1 rRNA gene is annotated in these 494 nt (G+C 43.5%); it reads right to left on the bottom strand.

The annotated features are described in order from the left end of the window. Positions 1–92, bottom strand: a 16S ribosomal RNA gene (locus tag BZG25_RS15680); the annotation flags it as partial. Positions 93–494 lie beyond the last annotated feature (402 nt).

Here is a 494-nt window from a genome sequence, read left to right as displayed (position 1 = left end):
CCGAAGCTTCAATACTGCCGTTTCCGCTCGACTTGCATGTGTTAGGCCTGCCGCCAGCGTTCAATCTGAGCCATGATCAAACTCTTCAATTTAAGTTTTGGTGTTTGCTTTCCCAAAAGGAAAGACAAACGGCTCGATAAATACTGTTTTGTTCGTCTCTTGCGAGACAAACGAATTGACTGTGCCGAACAACTGTAAAAGTTGTCGTTTGGTCACTCAGTTCATCGAATAAATCTCTTTGTCTATTCTCAACGAGTGCCCACACAGATTGCATAGGTCAAATTGTTAAAGAGCGTTGACGTTGCGAAGCTGCGCTTCGCTTGGTCAGGGCTGCGTATCTTACGCGCCTTGCCGTTAAAGTCAAGAAGAAATTTTATCTTTTATTTTCAACCCGCCGGGTGAAATAAAACCTCTTTTTGACTCCCCTAACGCTTGGCGTTAAGTAGGCCGGCCATCTTAATCTTTTAAAAACTCACGTCAAGCGTTTATTTTTA

Source organism: Salinivibrio sp. ML198, assembly GCF_001996015.1.
GTDB lineage: Bacteria > Pseudomonadota > Gammaproteobacteria > Enterobacterales > Vibrionaceae > Salinivibrio > Salinivibrio siamensis.
The sequence above is the reverse complement of the archived record's forward strand: the minus strand, read 5'-3'. Positions and strand labels throughout refer to the sequence as shown.